This is a genomic window from Paenibacillus sp. JNU01 (genome assembly GCF_059130585.1).
In genome coordinates, this window is the sequence record NZ_CP169723.1 from 5,202,952 (window position 1) to 5,223,202 (window position 20,251).

17 protein-coding genes are annotated in these 20,251 nt (G+C 47.3%); 13 read left to right on the forward strand and 4 right to left on the reverse strand.

Annotated elements, in window-relative coordinates:
• Positions 1 to 17: 17 nt before the first annotated feature.
• Positions 18 to 923 carry a helix-turn-helix transcriptional regulator gene (locus NLBNIHML_RS22610; RefSeq protein WP_339259123.1) on the reverse strand — a complete coding sequence of 302 codons (906 nt, stop codon included), beginning with the start codon at positions 921 to 923 and terminating at the stop codon, positions 18 to 20.
• 187 nt (positions 924 to 1,110) lie between these two features.
• Between NLBNIHML_RS22610 and NLBNIHML_RS22615 the strand changes: the two genes are divergently transcribed.
• The 3 genes from NLBNIHML_RS22615 to NLBNIHML_RS22625 all read left to right on the forward strand — a co-directional run bounded on the left by NLBNIHML_RS22615 (position 1,111) and on the right by NLBNIHML_RS22625 (position 3,723).
• Positions 1,111 to 1,752 (forward strand): carbohydrate-binding family 9-like protein, encoded by a 642-nt coding sequence (locus NLBNIHML_RS22615; protein ID WP_339259124.1) that lies wholly within the window; start codon positions 1,111 to 1,113, stop codon positions 1,750 to 1,752.
• Between the two features lie 50 nt (positions 1,753 to 1,802).
• Positions 1,803 to 2,648, forward strand: a complete 846-nt coding sequence (locus NLBNIHML_RS22620; protein ID WP_339239966.1) for a sugar phosphate isomerase/epimerase family protein — start codon at positions 1,803 to 1,805, stop codon at positions 2,646 to 2,648.
• 61 nt (positions 2,649 to 2,709) lie between these two features.
• A complete protein-coding gene (locus NLBNIHML_RS22625; RefSeq protein ID WP_494352825.1) occupies positions 2,710 to 3,723 on the forward strand; it encodes a Gfo/Idh/MocA family protein in 1,014 nt (337 codons plus the stop codon).
• A gap of 558 nt (positions 3,724 to 4,281) precedes the next feature.
• Here NLBNIHML_RS22625 and NLBNIHML_RS22630 read toward each other — a convergent pair.
• Positions 4,282 to 5,937 carry a bifunctional metallophosphatase/5'-nucleotidase gene (locus NLBNIHML_RS22630; protein WP_494352826.1) on the reverse strand — a complete coding sequence of 552 codons (1,656 nt, stop codon included), beginning with the start codon at positions 5,935 to 5,937 and terminating at the stop codon, positions 4,282 to 4,284.
• A gap of 180 nt (positions 5,938 to 6,117) precedes the next feature.
• On the opposite strand from NLBNIHML_RS22630, the gene NLBNIHML_RS22635 reads away from it, so the two are divergent.
• From NLBNIHML_RS22635 to NLBNIHML_RS22655, 5 genes are all read left to right on the forward strand, one after another.
• Entirely contained in the window at positions 6,118 to 7,113 is a 996-nt protein-coding gene (locus NLBNIHML_RS22635) for a phosphate/phosphite/phosphonate ABC transporter substrate-binding protein (protein ID WP_494352827.1), read from the forward strand.
• 178 nt (positions 7,114 to 7,291) lie between these two features.
• Positions 7,292 to 8,089 carry a phosphonate ABC transporter ATP-binding protein gene (gene phnC / locus NLBNIHML_RS22640; RefSeq protein WP_494354743.1) on the forward strand — a complete coding sequence of 266 codons (798 nt, stop codon included), beginning with the start codon at positions 7,292 to 7,294 and terminating at the stop codon, positions 8,087 to 8,089.
• On the forward strand, positions 8,086 to 8,937 hold the full coding sequence (phnE, locus tag NLBNIHML_RS22645; RefSeq protein WP_342572000.1) for a phosphonate ABC transporter, permease protein PhnE: 852 nt from the start codon (positions 8,086 to 8,088) through the stop codon (positions 8,935 to 8,937). The genes phnC and phnE (NLBNIHML_RS22645) overlap by 4 nt, the downstream gene beginning before the upstream one ends.
• On the forward strand, positions 8,934 to 9,740 hold the full coding sequence (gene phnE / locus NLBNIHML_RS22650; RefSeq protein ID WP_494352828.1) for a phosphonate ABC transporter, permease protein PhnE: 807 nt from the start codon (positions 8,934 to 8,936) through the stop codon (positions 9,738 to 9,740). Before phnE (NLBNIHML_RS22645) ends, phnE (NLBNIHML_RS22650) begins: the two co-directional genes overlap by 4 nt.
• A 344-nt stretch (positions 9,741 to 10,084) precedes the next feature.
• Positions 10,085 to 10,345 (forward strand): hypothetical protein, encoded by a 261-nt coding sequence (locus tag NLBNIHML_RS22655; RefSeq protein WP_339259132.1) that lies wholly within the window; start codon positions 10,085 to 10,087, stop codon positions 10,343 to 10,345.
• A gap of 526 nt (positions 10,346 to 10,871) precedes the next feature.
• Here the strand turns inward: NLBNIHML_RS22655 and NLBNIHML_RS22660 are convergent.
• Positions 10,872 to 13,658 carry a DUF5689 domain-containing protein gene (locus NLBNIHML_RS22660; protein WP_472479346.1) on the reverse strand — a complete coding sequence of 929 codons (2,787 nt, stop codon included), beginning with the start codon at positions 13,656 to 13,658 and terminating at the stop codon, positions 10,872 to 10,874.
• Between the two features lie 218 nt (positions 13,659 to 13,876).
• Positions 13,877 to 14,353, reverse strand: coding sequence for an RNA polymerase sigma factor (locus NLBNIHML_RS22665; RefSeq protein WP_339259133.1), 477 nt, complete (start codon positions 14,351 to 14,353; stop codon positions 13,877 to 13,879).
• Positions 14,354 to 14,564: 211 nt separating this feature from the next.
• On the opposite strand from NLBNIHML_RS22665, the gene NLBNIHML_RS22670 reads away from it, so the two are divergent.
• The 5 genes from NLBNIHML_RS22670 to NLBNIHML_RS22690 all read left to right on the forward strand — a co-directional run bounded on the left by NLBNIHML_RS22670 (position 14,565) and on the right by NLBNIHML_RS22690 (position 20,244).
• Complete coding sequence (locus NLBNIHML_RS22670; RefSeq protein WP_253430918.1) at positions 14,565 to 15,278, forward strand: response regulator transcription factor; 714 nt, start codon at positions 14,565 to 14,567, stop codon at positions 15,276 to 15,278.
• Positions 15,275 to 16,741 (forward strand): sensor histidine kinase, encoded by a 1,467-nt coding sequence (locus tag NLBNIHML_RS22675; protein WP_339239973.1) that lies wholly within the window; start codon positions 15,275 to 15,277, stop codon positions 16,739 to 16,741. The genes NLBNIHML_RS22670 and NLBNIHML_RS22675 overlap by 4 nt, the downstream gene beginning before the upstream one ends.
• Entirely contained in the window at positions 16,738 to 17,907 is a 1,170-nt protein-coding gene (locus tag NLBNIHML_RS22680; RefSeq protein WP_342572003.1) for a hypothetical protein, read from the forward strand. Before NLBNIHML_RS22675 ends, NLBNIHML_RS22680 begins: the two co-directional genes overlap by 4 nt.
• 264 nt (positions 17,908 to 18,171) lie before the next feature.
• Complete coding sequence (locus NLBNIHML_RS22685; protein WP_339239975.1) at positions 18,172 to 18,855, forward strand: ABC transporter ATP-binding protein; 684 nt, start codon at positions 18,172 to 18,174, stop codon at positions 18,853 to 18,855.
• Between the two features lie 18 nt (positions 18,856 to 18,873).
• Positions 18,874 to 20,244, forward strand: a complete 1,371-nt coding sequence (locus tag NLBNIHML_RS22690) for an ABC transporter permease (RefSeq protein ID WP_494352829.1) — start codon at positions 18,874 to 18,876, stop codon at positions 20,242 to 20,244.
• Positions 20,245 to 20,251 lie beyond the last annotated feature (7 nt).

Genomic DNA, 20,251 nt, shown 5'->3' on the forward strand with positions numbered 1-20,251 from the left:
GGCAGTCTGCTCCTTTTTTATAGCATTCTGGACAACTTCCGGTATTCCCGGGGGGAAATGCCTTCATATTTGCGGAACATGCGGCTGAAATAATGAATGTCCGGGTAACCGCTTTGTATACCGACCGCCTCAATGGAATGATCGGTTTCCCGCAGCAACTTACGTGCCTCGCTTAGACGGATGGATTGAATGTATTCATTGGGCGGCATGCCCGCAATCTGTTTGAACAATTTGGCCATGTGATCCACACTCAGGTTTAATTGTTTGGCGATGCCCGAATTGGTCCACGGATTGGAAGGGGCGCCCTCTATACGTTTCATGAGCTCAAGCAGCTTCTCTCCGTGTACCGAATCATGGCGTGACGAACTTCGCCAGGATGAACGCAGCAGATGGGTCAATATTTGCAGCATCAAGGCTTTGCATACGAGCTCATATCCCGGTGGGCGCATCGTAAATTCATGTACCAATTGTTCCATAAGCTGCACGGTAGCTGGAGAAGGGGTATAGGTCGGGTTGAAGGATAGCGGCGTCATGCCTTCTGCGCAAGCTTCCACTGCGAATTTATGATGCAGAACAGTCTCTTCGTTCACAACCATATCGGCCTCGGTCTGAATGGTCAATTCGTTGAAGAAATCAAAATGAATGCCAATGAAACGTGCTTCCGGGCTGGAAACCACCTCATTCTGATGATAGACACCGGCAGGCAGCAAGATTAGCTGACCAGCCTTCAGATTAAAATTAATATCGTTCATATAAGTTGCAGCTTCGCCTTGAGAGACGTACAGAAGTTCAAAATCATACAAACGCCGCTTTGCCAGTTTGCCGGGAGGAAGGCTCTGGAATTGAGCATAATGCACGTTGGGAGACCATTCCTTGTAAGTGACGGTTCGTTGCAGAGGATATATCGCTTGTTGCAGAGACATAAGTTCCATCTCCTTTTTCAATGAGATTGGGCCAAATAGATCTAATTGAAACTGAACGGAATTGTGCAAATAATCTCTTTATCTCCTAAATAAATAATCACGTAATTTATTTATAATATATGTATTATCACATGTTCTTACGAGAGAGACAACATCACGGATTAAGCTAAAAAAGGAGAGGATGGACATGAACTCTCTCCCGGTGGAACGGAGCACGAGTTATTGTTGCGAACGACTCAGGTCCGTTGCACAGAATGGATTTCCCACGGCTACGGATTGGGAGCGATGTGTTCCAGTGGAACTGGTGGACACGGTAACAGGCAGACCACCTCATCAATCTACAGAAGTTCGATTTGGCTGGAGTCCCGAATACTTGCATATTCGCTTTGTATGCCAGGATGATCACGTCGTATCTGATTTCACGGAAAGGAACCAGCCATTATACGAGCAGGATGTGGTTGAACTGTTCATTGATGAACAGGGGGATGGCAGGAACTACATGGAACTTGAGATCAGTCCGCACAACGTGATATTTGATGCATTCATTCACAATAACGACGAAGGTTCAGCATTCCAGGCAGATGTAACCTGGCAGCTGAAGGGGTTGCATACGTCTGTGGAAGTGGATCGTCAGGGCCATCGGGTGTATCTGATCCATATTCCAGCGAGTAACTTCCAGTCGCCCCTGACTAAAGGGGTGTGCTGGAGGGTCAACGTGTACCGTATTGATGAGAATGTGCAGGGAGATCGGGAGTATCAGGCATGGCAGCCCACAGGGGCTGTAAACTTTCATCTACCTGCCCGGTTTGGTTATTTTCAATTGGGATAGCTGTGCATCACTGAAGAACAGGTTTGTATATTTTGGAGGAGGGTATTCGGATGAAAAAAGGGATTAATATATGGTCGTTTCCAGGAGATGCCTCTATTACGGATTGTATTCAGACGGCGAAGCAAGCTGGCTTTGAGGGGATTGAACTATCCCTTAATGCAGAAGGTGAACTGAGTCTGTCTGCCACAGATCAGGAGGTTCGTGACATTCAGGGACGTCTGGAGGAAGCTGAACTCGAAATCGCGGGACTTGCAACCGGGTTGTACTGGGATTACCCGATGACGAGCGCTCGTCCGGAGATTCGCACGAAAGCACTGGATGTGTGTAAAAAACAGTTGGAACTTGCCGCGGCATTTGGTGTGGATACCATTTTGGTCATTCCGGGCGCGGTTGGTGTGGATTTCATTCCAGACAGCGAAGTGACGGATTATGAAGTTGCTTATGAACGGGCGCAAGAAGCCCTTGCGCACCTGCTGCCGTATGCGAAAAGTGCAGGCGTATCCATTGGCATTGAGAACGTATGGAACAAGTTTTTGGTATCACCGTTAGAACTGCGTGCCTTTATTGATTCTTTTGGCTCAGAGTATATAGGTTCGTATTTCGATGTGGGCAATGTCGTGCAGAACGGTTACCCGGAGCAGTGGGTTCGCATTCTGGGTCATCGGATCAAAAAGGTGCACTTCAAGGATTACCGTCGTCAAGCGGGAGGGCTTCATGGATTTGTGGATCTGCTGGCTGGAGATGTGAATTATCCGGCGGTGATGCAGGCATTACAGGCTATTGGTTACGACAACTACGTGACCGCGGAGATGATTCCGCCTTACGCTCATCATTCGAAGCAGATCATATTCAATACATCCAAAGCGATGGATGCCATTCTTGGGCGTTCTCAGTAATAAATTCGGATAACAACGTTTATTGGGATATTCATTCTATTTTGATATGGGAGGTAGAAATATGTTAAAAGTGGGATTGATCGGTTTTGGGTTTATGGGACGTATGCATTTTGACAACTATGTACGCCTTGCCTCCGAAGGGGAACCCGTGGAATTGGTAGCCATCTGCGATCTGAGAATAGAGAAATTGAAGCACGGTAAAGCAGCCGGTAATATGGCAACAGAGCAAGAGGTATATGATCTCGCACCTTATCGTTTGTACGCCAATATCGACGCGATGCTGGAGCAAGAGGAACTGGATATCATTGATATTACGCTGCCCACACCATTGCATGCTGAATTAACATGTTCATTGCTGGAGAAAGGTTATCATGTATTGTGTGAGAAACCGGTTGCGCGCCATTCGGCGGAAGGCTGGAAGATGGCAGAAGCCGCCAAAGCGACAGGAAAAACACTGATGATTGGGCAATGTTTACGCTTCTGGCCAGCCTATGCCTATCTAAAATCCGTAGTAGAAGATGGTCGTTATGGAGCGGTCAACGCAGGTTATTTCTTCCGCGGTTCGGGTTTGCCTCAAGAGTGGTTCCTGGATGGGGAGAAAAGCGGGGGCTGCATATTAGATATGCACATTCATGATGCGGATATTATTCACTGGGTGTTTGGCAAACCGGATCAAGTATCCACGCTCGCTCGTAATGTTATTCCGGGAAGCGGCTATGATACCGTGTCTACCAATTATGTGTATCCTGATGGAAAAGTGCTGAATGCCCAAGCCGACTGGACGTTGGGGGGAGACTACGGGTTCTCGATGACGTATCGGGTGAATTTGGAGCAGGGGAACCTGGTCTTTGAGAATGGAGAGCTAAAAGTAAATCCCAACCATGGTCCTGGTTTCGTCGCGGAGCTGTCACCCGACTCGGGATATTATCACCAACTCAAATATTTTATCCAGTCTGTTCACATGGGCACGCCTGTATCTGTATGTACACCAGAGAGTGCAACAGGCACGCTTGAGTTAATTGAAGCCGAGATACGTTCAGCAGATGAGCGCGGCACATTGGTTACAGTAAAGTAGGAGCAGATTGAGAAGTCCTACAGCTTAAATATCGTAAAAATGAAGAAGGGGCTGTCCCATTGTCATGAATATGACGGGACGCCCCTTTTAAGCATCGAGGGGGTGGCTAGTCCCACTCGCTTACAATTACGGTGTGAGCAGAGGGAGGCGCAGAGGGATGAGCACTAACGAATCGGAGACACGTTATTCAGGAGTATGGAGCAACTACGGAAATCTAAGGAACCTGAGACGCCCTATTTAGAGATTTTGAGCCGTATATCGCGTTTAATCGTCAGATTTTTAAGAAATAGCGTGTCTGGTGTTCCTTAAAAATTATTAATGAGGGGAGGGAGCACAAATAAGACTCCCTGAATTCCTTAGAATAAGAAAAAAGCCTACGAGCAGCCTTAAAACAAGAAACAGGCCTACAAGCCGCAAGCAGCTCACACGCTAACTTGTATGCCAAATCTTTTAAAGCCGCCTAAACCCTCCTAAATCATTCTAGATCATTCTAAATCCTTCTAAATCCTTCTAAATCCTTCGAAATTACTTACCCGAGTCCATCGACAGTAGCAGTCATTACCCCTTACGACCAACAACCCGCCAATTATCCGCCTGCTCCACTGTTAACGGTTGGTGTCTGCGGATGTAATCCTCTACCAGTGCGGCCATATCTGTCGCGCCTTCGTGCAGCACTTTTTTACCTGGATACATCGCATAATCTCCACCGCCAGCAGCACGGTAGCTGTTCATCACCACAGAGTACATGCCATCCATGTCCATTGGCTTGCCTTCACGTTCCAGCTTCACAACTCGACTACCTACAGGCTGGGAGATATCCAACTCGTATTCCATACCAGCCCACATATCGTAATTATAATGCTGAGGTTTGGGTTCCATATAAGCCGGATTGACTGTCACCTCGCCAGAAGCATTTACTTCAAAGTAACGTGCCGTTTGTTCCAACGCCTCCCGGACATCCTGACCACTCAGCTCCAGCACCGTCAGAGTATTAGGATAGATAAAGTTGGATAACACGTCCCGTACGGTGATGTGACTCCCGAAACCACGGGCTTCTTCACTTAGCATGGCGGTATTGGAGAGCTGCGCTCCAGTCGCTTCCATCTGCACTTGATGTACAAAAGCAATAAAAGGATGCGCCTTAAGCCGCAGAGCCGTTGCATTGGAGATGGACAAATCCCCAGCAACCTCGCCAATCGGTTGATCCAGCCATGCTTGTGCTTCAGCTTCCAGCTCGTCCGTAAGCTTCATAACTGTAGCATCAGGTTCGACCTCATTATGTTCATCCAGAAGTAACAACCGAGCCTTCTTATCTGTAATCTTCCATTTCCCGCACGATGATTGCTCCAACTGAACGGATACATGCCCCGCACCATTTCCGCTGAATCCCGGCTGAATGACGGTTACACCATGGATAGTAGCGGTAAGCTGACGATGCTGATGTCCGGTAAGCAGCACATCGATGCCTTCAATGTCCCGACAGATGGCATAGCCTTGATTTTCTCCAGTTAACCGTTCGGCAGGCTCTCCTGTTTCCAAATCACTCTCAAACCCGCCATGATAACTGACAACCATTACATCTGGTTGTTCATGCTCGCGTATATAGTTAACCCATGTACGAATGGTCTCCAAGGCATCAAGGAACTGCAGACCTTCGATATTCTTCGGATGCTCCCAGTTCGGGATATAATGTGTCGTTGCACCCAAGAGTGCAATTCGAACACCGGAGGAGAGTGTCTTCATTAGATAGGGAGGGCCGAAGGCTGGTAGAGCTGCACCTGTTGGAAGATCTCTCGAAGATTCTGATTCATTGGCTCTGTCGTGCTCAGCATGAACAATGTTGGCTGACAGCCAAGGGAAGTTGGAAGCTTCAACTGCTCGGCGCAGCAGATCCTGACCATAGTTGAACTCGTGGTTACCCATTACCGCAGCATCATATCCGAGTTCATTCAATACTGTGATGAAGGGATGCCCTTCGTTGTTGGAAATCTGTGAAGCTGCATAAGAGGCCAAGGGTGATCCTTGCAGCAGATCCCCGTTATCCACCAGCATCAGTTCAGGTGAACGTTCGCGTTCCTTACGAATCAGGGAAGCCAGCAAGGCAAGCCCAGCCGGGCGGTACGCATTGGTATTGTAATGAATGGGGCGAATTGCCCCGTGCAGATCACTGGTATACAGAATATCGAAGCTTGCCGTAGGGTGTATGGATGTCATTTTACAATCTCCTCTAATATATAAGTTCTTCCCATATCTTCAACCATAATGAGCCTATTTTAACAGACTACAAGTCGCGCTGACAGCCTGACAGGAAACTTTACAAAACTCCAAATTTCGTTTCACATCGCGCAAATATTTGGCAATTATAGTAGACAAGTACTGAAAAATAGAAACTCTTTGGAGGGTGTTCGTTTGAAGAAGTCTGCTTTATTTTTACCATTGTTGATTTTGGTTCTGTTTCTGAGTGCTTGTGGGTCTAGTAGTACAACTGGTTCGGCTAACGGAGAGAATTCGAGTTCGAATGCATCCGACACGGCGACGGCAGAGACAGAGAAGCCTGTCGAAGGTTATGTGCCAACGGAATTGACGGTTCAATTTGTTCCTTCCCAGAATGCAGATACGCTCGAAGCCAAAGCAAAACCGCTCGAGAAGTTGCTGGGTGACAAACTGGGCATCCCGGTAAAAGTCAGCGTATCCACCGACTACAATACAATTATTGAAGCCATGGCTTCCAACAAAGTAGACGTAGGTTTCTTGCCTCCGACAGCTTATGTACTGGCGAAAGAAAAAGGCGCTGCACAAGTTATTCTGCAAGCACAACGTTTTGGTGTAAATGATGAGACTGGAGCTCCAACAGAGCAACTGGCGGATTCCTATAAATCCATGTTTATCGTGAAGAAAGATTCGCCGATTCAATCCATTGAAGACCTTAAAGGTAAAAAAGTCGCTTACCAAAACGTAACGTCTTCCGCAGGTTATGTATGGCCAGCAGGTCTGTTGCTCGACAGAGGCATTGATCCATTAAAAGATGTAACACCTGTAACGTTGAAAGGTCATGACCAAGGTGTGATCGCTGTATTGAACGGTGACGTTGATGCAGCAGCGATTTTCCAGGATGCCCGCAACACGGTAGCCAAAGACTATCCGACTGTATTTGAAGATACACGTGTACTGGCGTTCACTGAGCCTATTCCTAACGATACCATTGCCGTTCGTACAGACATGAATGCCGATTGGACTGCGAAGATCAAACAAGCCTTCATCGATATCGGTAAAGATACGGAAGGTCACCAGATCATCAAAGAAATCTATACGCATGAAGGTTATGTAGAATCCGATGATAGCAAGTTTGAGATCGTTCGTCAGTATGGCGAAAAAGTGAAAGGTGAATAATTTGGATCCAAAAGTAGTTCGGGATCTGTTCACTTTGTAGTCGCTCTCTTGGATGGGAACAGCTTAATCGTAGCAATGGACAGGCCAGTTCAGCGTGATCTACGCTGCGCTGGCTTGTGCCATTATAGCAAGGACTTAGGTATGGTTGATCATTATGAATGAAAGAAGGATTATTGCCATGATTGAGCTTCATAACGTTACCAAAACTTACGCTAACGGCACCAAGGGCCTGGATAATATTAATCTAAAATTTGAGCAGGGGGAATTCATTGCTGTAGTGGGTCTGTCGGGTGCGGGTAAATCAACTCTCCTGCGATCCATTAATCGGCTGCACGACATTAGTGAGGGCGAGATTCTGATTAACGGAAGTTCCATCACGAAGGCGCAAGGCAAACGGCTACGCATGATCAGACGTGACATCGGCATGATTTTCCAAAGCTTCAATCTGGTGAAGCGGTCTAGTGTACTCCGTAATGTACTTGCTGGACGCGTTGGATACCATTCCACCATGCGTACCATTCTGGGTCGTTTTCCCAAAGAGGATATTGAACTTGCATTTACGGCGCTGGATCGGGTTAACATCTCGGAGAAAGCCTATTCCCGTGCAGATCAGCTATCCGGTGGACAACAGCAGCGTGTGGCTATTGCCCGTGTACTGGCACAGGAAGCAAAAATCATTCTGGCTGACGAACCGGTTGCATCACTCGACCCGCTTACAACGAAGCAGGTTATGGATGACTTGAAACGTATCAATCAGGAGCTTGGGATTACCACGATTGTCAATCTTCACTTTATTGATCTTGCGAGAGAGTATGCGACCCGGATTGTCGGATTGCGAGCAGGCGAGGTCGTATTCGACGGCCCGGTGGAAGAGGCAACGGATGATCGCTTTGCAGAAATATACGGCAGACCGATCCTGGCTGACGAATTGCTGGACAAGCAGGCTGTGCATGAGCAGGGAGAAGTTGTGGTATGAAGGGGCAGTCCAACGTTCCACTTCAGAATGTAGGCGGAGTGGGGAAGGAACCTGGTTCCAGCCCGGCTCAGGTTGTGAATCGCCCGAAACCGCCTGGGCGTACGAAACATCTGCTCACCCTAGTGATCATTCTGCTCCTTCTGTGGGCCAGTGCCAAGCAGACGGATGCCAGCTTCACGGAGCTGTTTGAAGGTTTTCCCAACATGCTGGATCTGCTGAAGGAGATGTTCCCACCCCGGTGGAGTTACTTTGATAATATCGTGCAAGGCATGCTGGAAACGATCCGAATGGCCCTGATCGGAACAACCATTGGTGCCATTATTGCAATCCCGATCTCGATCATCTGTGCCGGTAACCTGATGCCGAGTCGCTGGATCTATTATCCGGCGCGCTTTCTGCTGAACCTGATTCGGACTGTACCGGATCTGCTGCTTGCTGCTCTATTTGTAGCTGTGTTTGGTCTGGGTCCAATCCCCGGAATCTTGGCACTGGCTGTGTTCTCGGTTGGTCTGATTGCGAAGCTCACGTATGAGACGCTGGAAACCATTGATCAGGGGCCGCTGGAAGCGATGACGGCTGTCGGTATGAACCGGATTCAGCTCATTGTATATGGCGTGGTGCCGCAATTGGCTGCTCAGTTCACATCCTATGTGCTGTATGCCTTCGAAATTAATATACGTGCTGCTGCCATTCTCGGACTGGTGGGAGCCGGAGGAATTGGACTCTATTATGAGGCCACACTTGGATTCCTGGAGTATGACAAGACCAGCGTAATCATTCTGTTTACCCTCGTCATTGTTCTGGTCATTGATTATGTAAGTACTAAGCTGCGGGAGAAATTGCTATGATGAAAAATGAAACAAGCCGCATCCGGCCAAAACCACGGAAGAACCCGCTACGCTGGGTCATTGTGTTACTGCTGATCCTTGTATATATCTGGGCTCTCGCCGGTGTACCATTCACTGGCTTTAAGGAAACTGCTGCCCAGATTATGAAGGCTATTGTAGCCGGAATATTCTCACCGGATTGGGATTTTGTATACTTGCCAGAGGGAGAAGACCTACTTCGGGGACTGCTCGATACACTGGCGATTTCCGTGTTGGGTACCGTAATCTCGGCAGTACTCTGTATCCCGTTTGCTTTCTGGTCTGCCCGCAATATGAGTGGGCATCGTTCCATCTCGGGTGCAGGGAAAATGGTACTCAGCTTCATCCGCACGTTCCCTGAGATTATTATGGCCTTGTTGTTCATTAAGGCCGTAGGCCCAGGTTCGTTCGCAGGGGTACTCGCCCTTGGATTACACTCCATCGGCATGTTGGGCAAATTGTACGCAGATGAAGTCGAGAATATCGACTATGGCCCATCTGAGGCGTTGCTTGCCTCTGGAGCCAATCGCATGCAGCAGTTGTGGTTCGCCATCCTGCCGCAGGTGATGCCTGGGTTCCTGAATTATACGTTGTATCGTTTCGAGATTAATGTACGTTCTGCGACCATACTCGGCGTAATTGGAGCAGGGGGGATTGGAACCCCGCTTATCTTTGCACTTAGCACACGGAACTGGCCGCGAGTAGGTATAATCCTGCTGGGAATTATCGTGATGATCACGATTATCGACTTGATCTCAGGGTATATTCGTAAGAAGCTGGTGTAGGCTAATGTGGGGCTACGAGGCATATTAGATAGTGGTGCCATAAAGTATATTAGATAATTAAGTAAGGTTAGACGATAGAGTAAGAGGAGAGGGCTATTCGCTGCCAGAAATATGGCTAGGGATAGTCTTTTTTTGTGTCTGCAAATCAACAACAGAATGTTTTATTGCCGTGCTGATCATTATTGAATAAAGATGTTCAAAGAATATGCAGACCGAGGATTGAATTAATTTCCAATGACATGTAGTATTAATAGATTCCTATATAAAGGCAATTAAGGATATTAATCATTATTCCTCATAGATAACCATTACAAGTAATCAGTTTTTCAAAAGGAAGGTGACCTATGGAATTATTTCAATATATATGGATTGGGTTTATGGTACTCCTGTTACTCTACAGAATGGTTTTTCAGAAGTTTAAAAAACATAACAGAGAAAATATTGGACTCAGTGCAATCCTGATTATTTTCACGGGAAGCGCTTATACGTTTACACACATGAACTTGATTTTTGTCATCAGTATCATCGCCGTGGCCGCTTGTTCTGCGGTATGGAACAGCATTCTATTTGTTAGAAATGGATATGTGCCGGAACGTTTGAAATGAATCCACGTTCTGCATTGCATTTACAATATGTAACCAAAGTAGCGTCGCAGGAGCTGATCTAACGAACTTGAGAGTCCTTATTTGGTAACATACGTCAATGGAATTCTAACGAATCGTAATGACGCTATTTGTTGCGTTTAACCTGAATTAACCCTCTTGGAGCGGAAATATAGTTAAATAGCGACACTGAAGTTCGTTAGACCTTAGAATTCGGCCAGAATGGCTAAATAAGATCTGTCAGATTTGTTAGCGGCGTTAAGGGGGAAGGGTATCACGTGAAATTCCCAATACATAAGCGCACGAGGCAATGAGCCGAGAAGCCCACGATCCCAAGAGCGTCAGCCCCTGAGATTCATAAGTAACAAGTCACTTTAGCGTCATGAGTGAATTGGTACCGTATAAGTCAAAGTATTCCGATGTTCCTCTGCTCAACTAAAAAAAACCGAAACCAGGTTGCCCTGAATCAGGCAATGTTGGTTTCGGTTTTTTAGTAGCTTGGTTAAAAGTCAGGCTTCTTTATTGAGACCTAGCTAGCCAATGGCAACGCTTTGGTTACTTGAACCGTAATGGTCTCTGTGCTGGTCACGCCTGCGGCGTTGATCAGCTCAGCGCGGTACGTGTATGTTCCGTTAGCACGACCGGACAATTCCGTAAACGCACTTTGAGAAGCGGGTGTAGCGGCTTTCAAAGTTTGTGTATCAATCAATACATCATTCTCATAGAGACGGTATTCGGTAGCGTTCGTACCCCACCAGAGGTTCATGGATACGCTGTAGTTGCCATCACCATCCCAGTTGTTTTGGGACAATGTTGCTTTGCCAGGGGAGGCGTTCGTTACTTGTACCGTCAGCACGTCACTGCGTGTTGTGCCTTTGTCATTGGTCAGCTCGGCAACGTAAGTATATGTGCCATTCGTTTTGCCAGTAATGGCCGTTTTAGCAAACTGTGAAGAAGGTGTAGCCGCAGTCAACTTCTGCGTATCAATCAGAACACCGTTCTCATACAGTTTGTACTCGGAACCATTTTCACCCCACCAGAGGTTCATGCTTACGTTATACGAACCTTCGAACAAGCCAGTCGTATATCCATTATCAGAAGAAAGCACCGGTTTACCCGGCGCTTCTGCAGCTGGAGTGGAAGGCTGTTCGCCTCCACCTTGATCTTCAGCAGGTACAAAATCATTCAAGCTTCTAGGTTTCAATTGATATACGTCTTTGAAAATAGCAGAAACGCCTGTGATATCAATTTTGTCCCCAGCAGTATAAGGGAAGGAAGTATCTGTCACACCTGTACGGGTGTCTACACGGATGTGTGTAGTTGCTCCGTCCGCAGCCACTGCGTCAAATTCGAAAGATCCAGCCGGTGTAGCACTGATGATATTCTCAATCGTTACATCTTTCAATTGAACCAGTTGACCCTGGTTCGCATCTGTAATGGCTGTAACTTCAATTGGAGCAGGTACGGAAGCCGTACCTGTTTTCTCAATCGCAACGATGTCGGTAAGCTCGAACTCGCTGTTATAGATGGTTGTTGCTGCCGTTACTTTCACCGTGTCACCTGCATGAAAACCACTTGTGTGTTGGAAGACATAAATTCCGGCAGTTTCATCTTGAAGATAAAAGGCTTGTCCACCGAATGCACCTGGTTCTGTCGTTACAACACCTTCGATGGTTACGGTAGTACCGACAGCTTTGGTGCGTGCTTCAGCAACGGTAATCGCTGCTGGAATCGGTCCTTCTTCTTCCGGAAGCTGTTCAGCTGGCACATTGCCAACAGTCACGGCATTGGTAATCAGGTTACTGCCGTTCAGACGGAGACGCAGGCTTGCAGCGCCAGTTGTACCCGGTTTGATACGTACATTCAGATCTTTGATCCCGCGACCTTGGCTATCCGAGGTTACACTGAATGTGGAGCTGTAACCGTACGATGTCGGCCAAGTACCACTTTCATTCTGAATCATGGCTACCTGTGTTCCGCCAGTCAGATAGATACCAGCACTATAACCGGATACGGTTGTGTTTGGAGCCATGTTCTCCACAACGACACGAATCTGGAAGTCTTCTGCATTCGGAAGCGTATCCTGTTTCACGAAGCTGTAAGAAGCATTTGCGCTGGATGCAGGGCCGCCGTAAGAACCAGCCTTGAACGTGGAACGATCGAACCACTTGTATCCGGCAGCAGGTGCGGCCCAAGGTTCAGCCTGTGGTTCTGTAGAAGCAGCCGGCTCTTCGAATGGCAACAGCGCTGTAGCTGTATCCAGTTCAAGTCCGTTTACTTGAGTGAAATCCGTGTAGTTCTCTTGTGTAGCAAGCCAGTTCACCGTGTTCACGAGCAATACGGCATCATCGACTTCTTTGAATCCGTCATAGGTTGTTTTACGTGTGCCCGTCTCTTCACGCAAGTATTTAGGCGATGCATCTTCTACTGGAGAGGAGTCACCGATGAAGGCAGCCTTACCAGCTCCAAGCTTGGATACGGCTACGTAAGGACCTTCTTCGATCCCGCCGCCGTTGTATACGCCTTGGTCCACCGCGTTGTTCCATTTGGCGTTGGTTTTTGGCAGGTACACAATGCCTTTTGCCTTTTCCGGATCAGTGATTGCGAGGGTTGAGCCGGCATGCATGGCTACAGCCGACACACCTTCTGTGATGCCGAAGGCTTGATCTGCCGGTACAATGATATTGGCATTGATATCGCCAAGTGCGTTATAGCGGAATCGTACGCCGAAATTATCGGACAACCAGTCTGAGCTGGTGATGTTTTGCATGGCTTCAGAATTACGCTCATCTGTGCTCATGCCTTTGGCTGGATCTTCGAATGCTCCACGACGATAGCCGTTGATAACTTCAGAGCCATCCCAGCGGTTTTTATTACGGTCTGCATTATAGTGATCTCCAACGAAGAAGATGCTGCCGCCTGTTTCAACATATTGTTTGAGTGCTGCCTGTTCGGATGTTTTGAAAGGAATTTGAGGCTCTGCAATAACGAATACGTTATACTCTTTCAGATCATCATAGGTAAATGGAGTCGTCTTGCGAAGTTCTTTGACATAATAACCATCATTCGCGAGTGCATTCCCGAAGTCAGAGAAACCTCCATCGATGACCCAGTCTGCTGCTCCAGCCGTCTGGCCGTGTGAGTTGTCGAACAATACTTTCTTGCCTGCATTTTGGTTCACAACCTTCGCTTGGATGAATGGTGCCGGGTCTGTCGGTCCTTCCGCATGAACCGATGCATCTCCGTTCCATAATCCGATCTGAAGCGGCAAAGCCATGGACAATGCGAGGAGTGATTTTAGAAATACTCCGCGCATACCTGTTAATTTACCCAACCAAATCCCTCCCAGATATTAGTTAATTCATGAGTTCGTCCATATTCTACCACATGAAAATCTCACATAGTCATAACAATTTGTAAAAATTAACTCGATATTTGTAAAATTGGGTCTTTTGACATATCCATAGGTATTTTGGTCCTGTCTTAACACTCCCATCCGGCGTCACTGTTGATTTTGCATAAAAAAAGCCATCTCTATGAGATGACTTTGGCCCGAATTCGATTGACGGCATGGAAGACAGAAGACTTAATCATGCCTTCACTGCGATTCACCAGCTCTGCCGTTTCCTTGATGGAGTATCCGTGGATGAGGCGAAGTTCTAATATTTTTCGGTGTTCCGTGTTGTTGATATGGGAGACAAGATCATGAACGCCTTCATTAATTTCAAGTTGGGGTGTGTCGAGGTGATGGGTAGGTACCTCCAGACGGCTGTCACGTTTAAGTGTACGGGTTCGCCTGCGGAAACTGTCCATGGCAAGGTTTCGGGCAATCCGTTTGAGATAATAGAGGAGTCGATCTTCAGGGATATCTACGGTCACATTCATCAGTCGAATGAAGCAATCCTGAGCCAGATCTTCTGCGTCTTGTGGCTGTTTGACGATATGGGATAGATACCGTGTGATTTCTGATTTATAGTTGACATAAGCATCGTTGATTTGTGCAGTGTTCATATGATGTGAATCCCCCTTGGATACAGATCAGGCTTGGGTCCGGTCTGGTATGAGTCTCTTATGATCCAAGTATATCGGGAGGTTGTTTCCAAACGGTTCAGAGTTGTATCGAAGTTGTAACATTTCGTGCTTCCCTCTATTCAAGCACAAGGCTTGGGATACAAAATATAGGCAGATGAAATCCATAGAGCAGGGAGATTACGAGGGTATCATGAGACCAAAAGAGATTTTAATTATTGAGGACGAGGAGTCCATTCGAGATATTTTGTCCTATTCGTTACGCAAGGAAGGATTTGAGATCAAGGAAGCAGCTACGGGTAAAGAGGGGTTGAATCTGCTTCGGGATTCGAAGCCGGATCTGATCCTGCTGGATCTGATGCTGCCGGATATGAGCGGTTTTGATGTGTGTCGGCAACTGTCTGTGAACTCCAAGATACCCGTCATCATGATCACTGCGAAGTCTGACATGCTGGACAAGGTACTTGGCATGGAGCTTGGGGCAGATGATTATATCACGAAACCTTTTGATATCCGTGAGGTGGTTGCGCGCATTCGGGCGATCTTTCGCCGGATTGATCTCATCAGCGAGACACTGGAGAATCAGTCCTATGAGGTGGTCAGGCTTGGCAAGCATATTGAGATTCGCAAGGATGAACGGGAAGTGTGGAAAGACGGGGAACGCGCAGGACTCACCAATAAGGAATATGACCTGTTGTTATTTCTCGTGACCCATCATCGTAAGGTACATACACGTTCTGAACTGCTGGACAAGGTATGGGGATTTGATTTTGCAGGAGATACCCGAACGGTGGATATTCATATACAACGGATTCGCAAGAAATTGGATAGTGGTGTGCAGGGCATTTCGATGATCGAGACTGTATTTGGTGTAGGGTATAAGCTGAATATTCAGGTGCAGACATGAAGTGGACCATCCAGTTCAAAATGGTGGTGCTCTTCTCGGTCATCGTCTTTATCGGATTCTCCGTTCTGCTGATTCTGTCCAATAAGGTGGCACAGGAGAATATGTACCGGGAAGTGCATGAGGACATGGTGCAATCGAAGAAAAATCTGGATATCGCGCTGAATCAGTACTTCCTGATTCATAACAAACGCATGAGCAGAGACTCGCTCGAAGCAGGAAGCCGCGAGCTTGCGGAGCAGATTGGTTCAGCCGTTGGCGGAAAAATTACCGTATATCGCCCTGATGCTTCACCATACGGATCTACTGGCAGTGAAGCTAATGTCGCTATGCGGTCTGACCATCCTGATGTGAAGGCGGCCATACAATCCAAGATCGCGTATACCACAGTTGTGGATAAAGGTCGGGTCACCTCCAGTCTGTCCTTTCCGCTTCAGATGGATCAACAATTGATCGGAATTGTGCAGATGGAGAAGGATTACACGGATTTGTTCAAACGCAACCTGCGTTTTCAAAATACGATCAAACTGTTCGCGGCGGTGATTTTCGTATTTGTATTTATCGCCTCCATCTTTATTTCCCGGAAAATCACCCAACCTATCCGTGTACTCACGAAACGTTCTGCGGAAGTGGCTCAGGGGAGTTTGAATGCAGACATTCAGATAACCACTAAGGATGAGATTGGTGAACTGGCTTCAAGCTTCACCATCATGATTGATCGTGTGCGGGAGCAGATTGATGTGATTGAGCGAGAACGGGACGAAGTGAATCAAGTACAGGCGCGAAGCAAAGTCTTTTTTGACAATGTGACACATGAACTGAAGACACCACTAACGACCATTCTGGGATACGCCCAGATTTTGCGGGATAACGGATTTACCGATCAGGATTTTTTTGACAAAGGCATGAATTATATTATCAAGGAAAGCCAGCGTCTCAACACGATGGTTGCGGATATCCTGGAGGTCTCGGTCTCCTCTGCGGTCATTCAGGCGTACCGATTCGAACGTATCGATGTATCGGATGTTATTCGTGAAGCTTGTGAAGACATGTCGATTAAGGCGGGCAAGTACAATATAGGCATTCACTATGAGCTGGAGGAACATCAGTATCTACAGGGAGATCGGGACAAGCTGAAGGAGGTATTCCTCAACGTTCTGGATAATTCGGTTAAATATAGTGATGTCAATTCAATCATTGAAGTACAATCCTTCCGGTTAGGTGAGACTATCGCTATTGTGATTCGTGATCAGGGGGAAGGAATCGGAGCTGAAGCACTCCAGCATGTATTTGAACCCTTTTACCAGGATAAAGGAATCAACAGGGTGGAGAAGGGCAGCGCAGGACTGGGCTTGTCTATTGTGAAGAACATCGTGGAGCGTCATGGAGGAACAGTGGAGATGAAGAGCATCATGCGGCAAGGGACACAAGTAAATATCAGTCTTCCGGGGGAAATGAACGCATGAGACATCCAGGATTCTGGCGAAAGCACCGTGACAAATTGATGTTGTCGGGGCTGTTAATCGCATTTGTCAGTGGAATTTTCGGAATCGGCAGTCTGTTCAGTATGGGGAATCTCAAACCAAGAACGGTGATTATGCCAAGCGAGCAATTCAACAGCCGTCTGGCGCCGCCGCCCAGCAGTACGATTCAAGTCGAGTCGGCAACAAAGATTCCGAATGACTTCGCAATCTATGATTTTGAAGTGGTAGACCGAAATACAATTATATTAAATCAACCAGAACCTTCCTATTCAGGGCTGCGGCTGTCTCTCCTGCATCTGGATGATAATGAAGTGAAAAATATTGCAACGAATACGGATTACGGTGTAGTCATCAGCCCGGATCACAAGAAGTTGATATACTCCCAATATCGGGCGGGTCAAGCGCAGAAGACGACGTATGAGTATATGATTCAGAGCGGGGAACGTCGCAAACTTTCGAACGATAACTCGTATTACAGAGTGTTTACAGGGAATGAATCCTACATCGGTCAGGATGATCTCTTATTCAAACAAGTCGATCTAAAGCAGGGAACGAGTCAGACCATCTACACGCATGATGAGCTGATGGGCATGTTTGCTGGAACAGGACAAGGACAAGAAAAAGGATCGAGTGATACATTTATCGTTATGGATGTCTTTGAGGTCAGTGAAGATCTGAAGCAGTTCTATATGCTGGTGATGCTGAAAGAAAACTATGCCATATATCGTGTGTCGCTTGAGGATGCGCATGAAGTGAAGGCATATGCGGCAATGGAAGAGATTCAACAGTACAAGTTACTGAAGAACGGGGACATGCTCATCCAGGGAACGATCAATAAGGTGCAGGGATTATATCGGTATCGCGCAGAACAGAAGCAATATGAACTGGTCCTGAAAGGGTCCATCTGGAGCTTCGAACTGGATGCAGATCAATCGCGAATTGCTTATTTTTTGCCAATGGATAATCAGAATCAGAAGAATGAATTGCATATTGCCTATCTGAATGACAGCAAGCTTTCGTCAGATACGGTGATCTACCGTAATATTGATAGCTTCATCAAACTCAGATGGAATGATGACGAACTATTTGCAGTAGGAAGCACCATGGATAAAAGTGAAATGTACCGCTTTAGTTTCAGAGCCTGGTAAGCTATGGAAGGTATAAGATAAGACCTTGGTCTGGATGAGGCTGGCGACAGCTCCCATGCGGACAAGGTCTTTTTGTTATGACAATTTACAAATTGGATACAACTCCGGTCAGCCTGGATACATCTCCACCCTATAATAAAAGGGAATGTGCTACGCGAATTCATACATACATGTTCATAGAAGACCCGTTTCCGTCTCGAGAAAATGGGACTTTTTGAACAACCTCTGTACATACTTGGCAAGTAGAAAGGAAGACATGCAGTAATGCTTCAAGTTGATCAATTATCCCACTCGTTCCGTAATAGCCAGGGAATCGTACCGGTGCTTCAAGACATCAACCTGACGATTGCAGAAGGCAAGATGGTGGCGCTGCTGGGCAGTTCAGGTTCAGGCAAGTCCACGCTGCTGAATCTGATGGCGGGGCTGATGAAGCCGGATCAAGGCAGGATTCTGATTGCGGGACAAGATATTGTTCGTTTCAGTGAGAATCGCCTGGCTGAGTTCAGGCGCAGTCATATCGGATTTATTTTCCAGTCGTATGAGCTGCTGTCCAATCTCACGATTCGGGAAAATGTAGAGTTACCGTTGGTGTTCATGGGGATCAGCCCTTCGAAACGCAAAGCAAAAGCATTGAAACTATTGGATCAGGTTGGACTAAGTGAAAAAGCAAACTTGTTCCCGTCCCAGTTGTCGGGCGGTCAACAACAACGTGTCAGTATTGCACGCTCACTCATTACCGAACCCTCGGTGATCTTCGCGGATGAGCCTACCGGGAATCTGGATACCGAGACAGAGGAAGAGATTATTGCAATTTTGCAGCAGCTTAACCGGGAGCTGAATACCACCTTTGTTATTGTGACGCATGAAGCAGAAGTCGCGGAACAGATGCAGGTTGTACTTACATTGCAACATGGAATATTGGTTGAAGAGGCTGTAAGGGAAGTTTGAGGCAAAAGGAGAGGAAATGTGAGAATACGGGATGTAGCACGTATGGCCTGGGGACAGATCATTCGCAGGAAAATGGTCACGCTGCTGTGCATGATGGGGTTGTCCATCGGTTCTGCCGCCATGATCATTGCACTTAGCGTGGGGCAGTCCGTACAGGCCTATAGCGAGAAAACATTGAACGACAATTACAAGATGGATGAGATCACAATTACGCCCAATGAAGGCATACGTACGGGGAACGGCAAGGGGGGCGGTCAGAGCTCGACATTTGAACGCGGTGCGCTGACGCTGGAGAAGATTCAGATTATTCAGAGAATTCCCCATGTGGTTGCTGTGGCACCCATGTTAAAGCTGGATTCGTTGGAGATGGTGCTTCCGGATGGTCGCAGTACATACGTTGAAGTTATTGGCACGGAGCTGCAGACCCTGGGCGGGTTCGGATATAAATATGCCGAGGGACGTGCGGCGGAGGATGGTCGTATGGCGGTGACCAGCTATGGGGCCGCATTCGGACTTGTAGACCCGAAAGTAACTCAGAAGTTATTCGAGCAGTTGAATGCTGATCCATATAACAATGAGCTCCTGCAGCAGTATACGGAAATGTCATCCAAGCAGGATCAGTTGGTTCAGCAGCGTGTCCAGTTCCGATATGAAGATTATGCGGATGCGAGTAAAACCAAAATGAGTGGCTCTGTACGTGTATCAGGCGAGCTTACGAAACCTTCCAACATGGATGAGATGAGTGCTCAGGGCGACAAAAAAGTATATCTGCCGCTGGACACAGCACGTGCATTGCAGGATGAGCTTGGATTGCAACAGGCGGATAGTAGTGCAGCCAAGCGTCTGAACTCAGCCTTGGTCAAAGTGGAGGATAAACGCTATGTATCCCAGGTTGAAGAACAGATCCAGAAGCTGACGTTAAATACACAGAGCAATCTCTTCCAAGAGGAAGCAATGGCTGGCCAACTGGCGATGTATCAACAAGCGGCATTGGGCATCGGTGGTTTTATCATGTTGCTGGCCTCGTTGTCCATTGTTGTAGCGATGATCATGTCTACGCATCAACGGCGCAAGCAGATTGGTGTAATGAAGGTGCTGGGGGCGAATCTGTGGCAGATCCGCCAGATGTTTATTACGGAAGCAGCGATGCTTGGATTAATGGGCGGCTTGGCAGGTGTTGGAATTGCTTTTGCTGCCCTCGACGGGGTGAACAGTCTGCTCGCGAGTCAGATGGCAGATCAGGTCAGTGGTCCGATGACCGTGGTTATTCAGCAGTCCGCTCTGCCGCTCGGCATCGTGTTTGCTGTGCTGGTCGGTGTTGTATCGGGGATATATCCGGCAATTAGCGCATCGCGGACCAACGCATTAACTGTGATCAAATCAATGTAATTTTATC